At 62.7% G+C, this 7,814-nt stretch carries 6 protein-coding genes and 1 tRNA gene; 1 reads left to right on the top strand and 6 read right to left on the bottom strand.

What is annotated here, in order from left to right; genetic code table 11:
• Positions 1-653: 653 nt before the first annotated feature.
• Both ACQRCA_RS04080 and ACQRCA_RS04085 read right to left on the bottom strand, forming a co-directional pair.
• A complete protein-coding gene (locus ACQRCA_RS04080; protein WP_427718831.1) occupies positions 654-1,253 on the bottom strand; it encodes an HD domain-containing protein in 600 nt (199 codons plus the stop codon).
• 171 nt (positions 1,254-1,424) lie between these two features.
• Positions 1,425-2,711: a glutamate-5-semialdehyde dehydrogenase gene (locus tag ACQRCA_RS04085; protein WP_427718833.1), complete on the bottom strand. Its 1,287-nt coding sequence runs from the start codon at positions 2,709-2,711 to the stop codon at positions 1,425-1,427.
• 113 nt (positions 2,712-2,824) lie between these two features.
• Between ACQRCA_RS04085 and ACQRCA_RS04090 the strand changes: the two genes are divergently transcribed.
• Positions 2,825-4,243 (top strand): alpha/beta fold hydrolase, encoded by a 1,419-nt coding sequence (locus tag ACQRCA_RS04090; protein ID WP_427718836.1) that lies wholly within the window; start codon positions 2,825-2,827, stop codon positions 4,241-4,243.
• 99 nt (positions 4,244-4,342) lie between these two features.
• Here the strand turns inward: ACQRCA_RS04090 and proB are convergent, their stop codons facing one another.
• From proB to ACQRCA_RS04110, 4 genes are all read right to left on the bottom strand, one after another.
• Complete coding sequence (proB, locus tag ACQRCA_RS04095; protein WP_427718838.1) at positions 4,343-5,470, bottom strand: glutamate 5-kinase; 1,128 nt, start codon at positions 5,468-5,470, stop codon at positions 4,343-4,345.
• Positions 5,471-5,549: 79 nt separating this feature from the next.
• On the bottom strand, positions 5,550-7,055 hold the full coding sequence (locus ACQRCA_RS04100; protein WP_427718840.1) for a nicotinate phosphoribosyltransferase: 1,506 nt from the start codon (positions 7,053-7,055) through the stop codon (positions 5,550-5,552).
• 84 nt (positions 7,056-7,139) lie between these two features.
• Positions 7,140-7,598, bottom strand: coding sequence for a hypothetical protein (locus ACQRCA_RS04105; protein ID WP_427718842.1), 459 nt, complete (start codon positions 7,596-7,598; stop codon positions 7,140-7,142).
• Between the two features lie 64 nt (positions 7,599-7,662).
• Positions 7,663-7,735: transfer RNA gene (locus tag ACQRCA_RS04110), tRNA-Ala, on the bottom strand.
• Between the last annotated feature and the right edge of the window lie 79 nt (positions 7,736-7,814).

Raw genomic sequence — 7,814 nt, forward strand, 5'->3', positions numbered from 1 at the left:
AAAGCATCAATTTGAAAACGCAATAACATTTCGGCAGGTAGCAGCTATAGTCGGTAAACTGAATCTCGACAACCGAAGCCTCCGAATGAGGTATCTTCAGCCCATCCAAGCTAAAGGAGGGGCCATGCCGAGAAAACCTCGTTCAAAGTCACCAACCGGTTATTTCCACGTCACGTTGCGTGGAAACGGAGGGCAATTGCTGTTTGACGATGCCGAGGACCGAATCGCCATGCTTCAGATCCTCGATGCAATCCTCCCCAAACACAATATCGAGCTTATCGCTTGGTGCCTTATGGGAAACCATATTCATTTGGCACGGCAATCGTGCAGAGTGTCGCAGGATGCACTCCGACGGAACTCAAATCCGTCTCCAAGCCACTTCGCAATGAGGCGATTCTCGCGCTTCGAAAACAAGGGCTAACCGTTAAGCAAGTTCAGCTGCTGACAGGACTCGGAACATGGATTATCAAGAACGCGTCCTAACGTCGCGTTTGCCGAGTTACGGGTACGGCGAAGCGCAGCCACCTGCCGCGAGGCGCCGCCATTCGCCAACGTCACCAGGTCAAACAGAAAACGCTTCCGCTGAATAACGTTCAACGGGAGCGTTTTCCCAGATAAAACCTACCAAAATAAACCTGTCCCTTTTTGGCAGGTTAAGCCTGGAAGGTGTCGCGGTCGGGCGCGAAGGACTGCATGGCCGCGATGGTGCGGTCGAAAAGCTCGGGGAGCTCCCAGCCCAGCATCTCGGCGCCCTGCGAAATCACGTCGCGCGAGCAGCCGGCGGCAAAGCGCTTGTCCTTGAACTTCTTCTTGAGCGACTTGGTCGTAAAGTCCATGACGCTCTTGCTCGGACGCATGATCACGGCAGCCCCAATCAGGCCGGTAAGTTCGTCGCAGGCAAACAGGATCTTTTCCATCTGCAGCTCGGGCTTGGGCAGCGAGGTGTTGAAGTCCGAGGTATGCGTCTGGATGGCGCGGATGAGCTCGGGCGATGCGCCCTCGCCCTCGAGGATTTCGGCCGCATAGATGGTGTGGTTCACGGGGTCGTCCTCATGCTCCTCCCAATCCAAGTCGTGCAGCAGTCCGACGATGCCCCAAAACTCCTCGTTCTCGGGGTCGAACTCGCGCGCAAAGTAGCGCATGGTGCCCTCGACCGTCTCACCATGGGTGATGTGGAACGGATCTTTGTTGTGCTCGTTGAGCAGTTCGAACGCGCGGTCACGGGTGATTCCGGCGGAAAGCGTCTGAGACATGGCAATACCTCCAGGTGAGTCGGTGCTAAGACACGGTGTCACTATCGTATATCGCCGCGGCTCAAGCCGAAAGGCAGAAAAGGCATACGGAGAAAAAAGCCGGGCGAACGCGTCGCCCGGCAAAACCGCAGATAAAACCTGCCAAAATAAACCTGTCCCTTTTTGGTAGGTTTAGGGGCGGACCTGGCCGGTGCCGCGGAGCTTGTATTTGTAGGTGGTGAGGGCCTCGGCGGCAAAGGGGCCGCGGGCGTGGAGCTTTTGGGTCGAGATGCCGATCTCGGCGCCCAGGCCAAACTCGCCGCCGTCGGTAAAGCGCGTGCTGGCGTTGGCATACACGGCCGAGGCATCGATCTCATCCAAAAAGCGCTCGCAGGCGTCCGCGTCCTCGGCGATGATGGCCTCGGAATGCATAGTGCCATAGCGGTTGATGTGCGCGATGGCCTCGTCCTCGTTCGCCACGACCTTTACGCTCATCTCGAGCGCCAGGTACTCGCGGCCCCAGTCCTCCTCGGTCGCGACCACGTAGTCATCGCCCTCGGCAAGACCGGCGGCGGCGCATGCGGCACACGCGGCCCCGTCGCCGTGAATCAGCACGCCGTGGTCGTGCAGCACGGCCACGACCGCCGGCAAAAACGAATCTGCCACGACGCGGTCCACAAGCAGCGACTCGGCGGCGTTGCACACACCCACGCGCTGGGTCTTAGCATTGACGATAATGTTGAGCGCTTTATCAAAGTCGGCCGACTCATGCACGTAGATGTGGCAGTTTCCCGTGCCCGTCTCGATAACCGGCACAAGCGACTCGCGCACGCAGCGCTGGATCAGGCCCGCACCGCCACGCGGAATAAGCACGTCGACGATGCCGCGAAGCTTCATGAGCTCGCCGGTGGCCTCGCGATCGGTGGACTCGATCATCGAGATAGCCTCGCGCGGGAAACCCTTGGCCTCGAGCGCATCGGCCAGCAGTTCGGCAATCATGGCGCACGAGTGATAGGCCAGCGAACCGCCGCGCAGAATACAGGCGTTGCCGGTGCGGATGCAGATGCCCGCGGCATCGGCCGTCACGTTGGGACGCGCCTCATAGACCATGGCGACCAGGCCCAGCGGCACGCTCACGCGGGTGAGGTCCACACCACTTGCAAGTACGCGGTGGTCGAGCACGCGGCCGACAGGATCGGGCAGCTCAGCGAGCTTCTCCAAGCCGGCGGCCATGCCCTCGACGCGCTCGGGCGTCAGCAGCAGACGGTCGAGGAGCCCCGCCGAGGTGCCCGCATCGCGCGCAGCGGACATATCGAGCTCGTTGGCGGCGACGATGGAATCGACGCCATCGCGCAGCGCCGCGGCCATGGCGCGCACGGCCTCCTGGCGCTGCTCGTCGCTCGCCGTGGCAAGCGAGGCTGACGCTGCCTTGGCGGCAACGGCAAGATCGTAGACATACGTGGCTATATCGACCGACATGGACGGCCCTTTCTCTTAGTAGTTTGCCAACCATGGTAGCCGATTTGTGCATGCCCTCGCGCATGGCGGTAGAATTGGTCAACCCGAAACACCGCAACGAACGGAAGTACCGCATGGCCCTCATCACTTCGTACCACGTCCCCGGCCTCTATGTCGAGGACCACAGCATCGACGTCCCCTTGGATTGGCGCGGCCTGGAGCCAATGCTTTTGGCCTTCGGCAGCACCATGCGCCGCGGCGCCATGCCGGCGCCCATCGCCGGCGCACCCGAGAGCATCAAGCTTTTCTACCGCGTGGTTTGCGCTCCCGACCGTATCAACGACGACCTGCCACTCCTCCTCTTTTTGCAGGGCGGCCCCGGCGGCGAGAGCCCGCGTCCGCTGTCGCCCACAAGCGACGGCTGGATCGAGGAGGCCGTCAAGCACTTCCGCGTCGTCCTGCCCGACCAGCGCGGTACCGGGCGCAGCAGCTGTGTAGACGGGCGCACGATTGCCGCACTGGGCGAGCGCGCCGAGGCGGCAGGCTCCGATGCGGCCCGCTCGCAGGCGGATTTTCTCAAGCGCCACCTCGCCAGCTCCATCGTGCGCGACTTTGAGTACCTGCGCCTGGTGGGCTTTGGCGGCAAGCCCTGGGTCACACTCGGCCAGAGCTACGGTGGCTTTTTGACGTTGAGCTATCTGTCGCTCTTCCCCGAGGGCGTGGCGGCGAGCTTTACCTGCGGTGGCATTCCGCACGTACCGGCGAGTGCCAGCGAGGTCTACGCGCACACCTTCCCGCGTATGGCGGCCAAGACTCAGCAGTATTACGACCGGTACCCCGCCGACGTCGAGCGCGTGGCGGCCCTGGCAGATGCCCTCGAGGAGCAAAAGCCCGTACTGCCCGACGGCTCGCCGATGACGGTCGAGCGCCTGCAGCTCATGGGCAGCGACTTTGGCATGAAGCCGAGCTTTGAGCGCATGCACTGGATTATCGACCACGCGTTTGTTAATGGCGACGGTACGCTGAGTTGCGGCTCCTCGGTATCAGACAGCTTTTTGATGCGCGCCTACGAGCGCACCAACACGCGCACGAATCCGCTGTACTGGACGCTACAGGAGTTCATCTACGCCGATGGCGACACGATGCCCATTGGCTGGGCAGCCGCCGAGGAAAAGGCCCATCGTGCCGAGTTCGACACCCTCGCGCGCCCACTCATGTTTACCGGCGAGGCCATGTTCCCGTGGATGTTTGAGCAGATGCCCGAGCTCAAGCCCTTCAAGCCCGCCATGGACCTGCTGATGGAAGACACCAGCTGGGACAAGATCTACGACCCGCAGCGCCTGGCCTGCAACGAGGTGCCGCTCCAAGCCGCGGTGTATTTCGACGACATGTACGTGGATTCGGGCCTGCAGCTCGACACGCTCAGCCGCGTGGGCAACTCACACGCCTGGGTGACCAACGAGTTCGAGCACGACGGCCTGCACGGCAGCGTGGTGTTCAAGCACCTCTTCGACGAGGCCCTCAACCGCGGAGACCTGCGCCAGATCTTCTAGCAAAGGAGTGTCCCCACCTGCCGGCACATAAGAAACGCCCCCAAGTGCCGGCACGAGAAAGACAGCGCTGCGGGAAACGATCCGCAGCGCTGTCTTTCTTTATGCAAAGACGATCAAGTTGTCTCGGTGGATCGCGGGCTTCTCGGCCAAGTCTGCCAGCAAGCGGTTGCCGGCAATCTGGTCCTGGCGGCGTCCGGCTGCAAGCTCCAGCACGTCCGAATCGGCCTCGGCGATACCGCGGGCGACAACCATACCGCTCGGGTCGCACACGTCGAGCACATCGCCCTCGGCAAACGTGCCATCGACCTCGCGAATACCCACCGCAAGCAGGGAAGAACCGCGGCTGACCAGCGCCTTCGCGGCGCCGTCATCGACCGTCACCGAGCCATGCGCCTTGTCGCCCAGTGCAATCCACAGCTTGCGGGGCGCAATGTCCAGGCGCTCCGCCGGAGGATCGAACAGCGTACCCACGCTCTCGCCGCGGGCAAGGCGCACGAGCGCATCGGGCTCCTCGCCCGAGCAAATCACGCTCTGAATGCCCGCCGTCATCAGGATGCGGCTCGCGCGGATCTTGGTAATCATGCCGCCTGTGCCAACCGATGTGGAAGAATCGCCCGCCGAGGCAATGATCTTGGCATCGATCCTATGCACGACTGGGACGAACTCGGCCGTGGGGTCCTCGTGCGGATTGGCGGTATAGAGGCCATCGATGTCCGAGAGCGTCACGCACAGGTCGGCAGAAACCAGGCAGCCCACAAGCGCCGCCAGCGTGTCGTTGTCGCCAAACTTGATCTCGTCGACGGTAACGGTGTCGTTCTCGTTGACGACCGGCACCACGCTCAGTTCCACCAGACGCAGCAGCGCGTCGCGCGCGTGCAGATAGGACGTGCGACGGGCCGTGTCGTGACGCGTGAGCAGCACGAGCGAGGTGAGCAGGTCGCGCGCATGGAACTCCTCGTCGTAGGCCGACGAGATGATGCACTGACCGGCCGAGGCGCAGGCCTGCAGGCTCGGCAGGTCACCGACCGGTTTGCGGTCAAAGCCCAGCACGGGATAGCCACAGGCAATGGCGCCCGAACTCACCACGACCAGACGCCAGCCGAGTTTGCGCAGGGCAGCAGCCTGATCGGCAAGCCCGCCGATAAAGGCGCGGTTGACCTTGCCATCGGCGCCCACCACCGTGGACGAACCGATCTTTACCACCATCGTTTTATAAGAAGTCGTCATACGTCAAACCAATCAACTGTTGAGGGTTCGGGCGAGCTGACGGCCGAGGGAACGTAATTCCACCCTACACCCAACAAAATTAGCGAGCCCAGGGGAAAGCAGAAGCCGCGGCCATGTTCTTGCGCACGAGGTCGTCGCGCACCTGCGCCAGGCCCTGCTCCATGCCCACCACATAGGTCTGCGGGTACAGGAAGCGCTTGTAGACCGGATCCAGATGGTCCAGCGCCCAAGCGCAACGCTCGCGTGCGGCCTCGATGCTCTCGCGCGGGGCAACAGCACTGCCATCGCGCACGATCGGCGCCAGCAGCTCGCGATACTCAAGCTCGGACACGTCGGTCACTAGAGCGGCATCGTTCACGGCCACGAGGGTATTGCCGCGCGCGGCGCCCTCCCCCGCCAGATGGTCCTCGTCATAGATCATGTCGCAGACCGGGCCGCCAAAGCCGTCGTAATAGCGGCGCACGCGCTGCACGCCTGGAATCGTGCGCTTGTAGGGCTGCTCGGAGAGCTTGACCACCGGAGTCCACGGGTCCGCCTCGCTCGCACGGCGGGCGGAAAGCTTGTACACGCCGCCCAGTGCCGGTTGGTCGTAGCAGGTCGCGAGCTTAGTACCCACGCCAAAGCTGTCGATGGGCGCGCCCTGGTCGAGCAGCGACTGAATCGTGTATTCATCCAGATCGTTGGAAACCGAGATCCCCACATAGGGCAAGCCCTCGGCATCAAAACGGCCGCGGACATACTTGGACAGCTTGGCGAGGTCGCCTGAGTCGATGCGAATGGCCGACAGACGCTCGCCCACCGCCTCCATCTCCTTGGCAACCGTAATGGCATGCTCGCAGCCCTCGCGCACGTCGTAAGTGTCAATGAGCAGCGTGCAGTTCTTGGGGCTCGACTTGGCAAAGGCACGGAAAGCCTCGAGCTCGGAATCGAAGCTCATCACCCAGCTGTGCGCATGCGTGCCAAAGACGGGAATACCGTAGCGGCGACCGGCAAGCACATTGGACGTAGAGGAACAGCCGGCAACGTAGCTCGCGCGCGCGACGGCCAGACCGCCATCGGGACCCTGGGCGCGGCGCAGGCCAAACTCGGCCACGGGACGGCCGTCCGCCGCCAACACCACGCGCGCCGTCTTGGTGGCGACAAGCGTCTGGAAGCCGACAATGTTGAGCAGCGCCGTCTCGAGCAGCTGGCACTCCAGCGCGGGGCCGGTGACGCGCACCATGGGCTCGCGCGGAAAGACGAGCTCGCCCTCGGGGACGGCGTCGATGTTTACATGCGCACGAAAATCGCGCAGGTAGTCGAGGAATTCGGGCTTGAACATCGCGCCGCCGGCCGGGGCCTGGAGCGATGCGAGGTAGTCGATATCCTCGGGCGTAAAGCGAAGGTTTTCGACCAGCTCGGGCAGCTCGGCGGTGCCGCACATAACGGCGTAGGCGCTGCCAAACGGATGGTCACGGTAAAACGCCGTAAAACAGCCCTGCTCATTGGCCTTGCCGCTCTCCCACAGGCCCTGGGCCATAGTGAGCTCGTACAGATCGGTGAGCATTGCGATGTCGGTGGGATGCGAGATGTCGGTCAAAGCCATGGGGCGACCTTTCGGATGCGTTGTGCAGAGGTTGAGGGTTGGACGAGAGCAGAGCATGCGGACATGACGCCCGATGCAAATCGGTTAGAGCAGGCCCATGCTGGTCATGATCGTGTAGCCCATAAAGACGACAAACGCGACCAAGGCGAGCGCGATGATGATCTTTTGAGCCGGAGCCATACCGGGGATCTCGCCCTCGGCCGTGGGCTCCTTGGAAGTGACCATGCGCTGGGCAAACGTCATCTCGTCACGGCTCGGCTTGGAATCGACGGGCTTGGGACGAGCGGCTTTTTTAGGCTGAGGCTTGGGTGCAGCAGGCGCAGGCTTCGCAGCAGCGGGCCTGGGCGCGGGCGCGGGCTTGCGCTCGGATGCGGCGCTCGCGGCAGCCTCCTCGGCCTTCGCATGCTCGGCACGCAGGGCGGCCAGCTCCTCACGCTCGCGACGGGCCTCTTCCTGGGCCTCGCGGCGGGCCTTCTCAGCGCGGAGCTCTTCCAACTCGGCGCGCTCCTCGTCGGACAATGGTTGGGAATCAAGCTCGGCCATGGTGCAGCCCTTTCTTTCAAAAAAAGCCGCCGACACAATGTCAGCGGCTTATCAAATCCAAGGGTGGAGACGAAGGGAGTCGAACCCTCGGCCTCTGCCATGCGACGGCAGCGCTCTCCCAACTGAGCTACGTCCCCAGGACAAGTTGTTATTTTACCTACGGCTCGCCAACTGTCAACGCCCAATACCCAGTCTTTTTGGGACGGGGCTTTTTTG

Origin of the sequence: Collinsella sp. SGI.095 (genome assembly GCF_050314535.1) — a bacterium.
Taxonomy (GTDB): domain Bacteria; phylum Actinomycetota; class Coriobacteriia; order Coriobacteriales; family Coriobacteriaceae; genus Collinsella.

Bases quoted from the DNA above. Each gene is read 5' to 3' on its own strand.
- ACQRCA_RS04080 (WP_427718831.1), bottom strand. From the start codon at position 1,253: ATGTCTCAGACGCTTTCCGCCGGAATCACCCGTGACCGCGCGTTCGAA.
- ACQRCA_RS04100 (WP_427718840.1), bottom strand. From the start codon at position 7,055: ATGGCTTTGACCGACATCTCGCATCCCACCGACATCGCAATGCTCACC.
- ACQRCA_RS04090 (WP_427718836.1), top strand. From the start codon at position 2,825: ATGGCCCTCATCACTTCGTACCACGTCCCCGGCCTCTATGTCGAGGAC.
- ACQRCA_RS04085 (WP_427718833.1), bottom strand. From the start codon at position 2,711: ATGTCGGTCGATATAGCCACGTATGTCTACGATCTTGCCGTTGCCGCC.
- proB (WP_427718838.1), bottom strand. From the start codon at position 5,470: ATGACGACTTCTTATAAAACGATGGTGGTAAAGATCGGTTCGTCCACG.
- ACQRCA_RS04105 (WP_427718842.1), bottom strand. From the start codon at position 7,598: ATGGCCGAGCTTGATTCCCAACCATTGTCCGACGAGGAGCGCGCCGAG.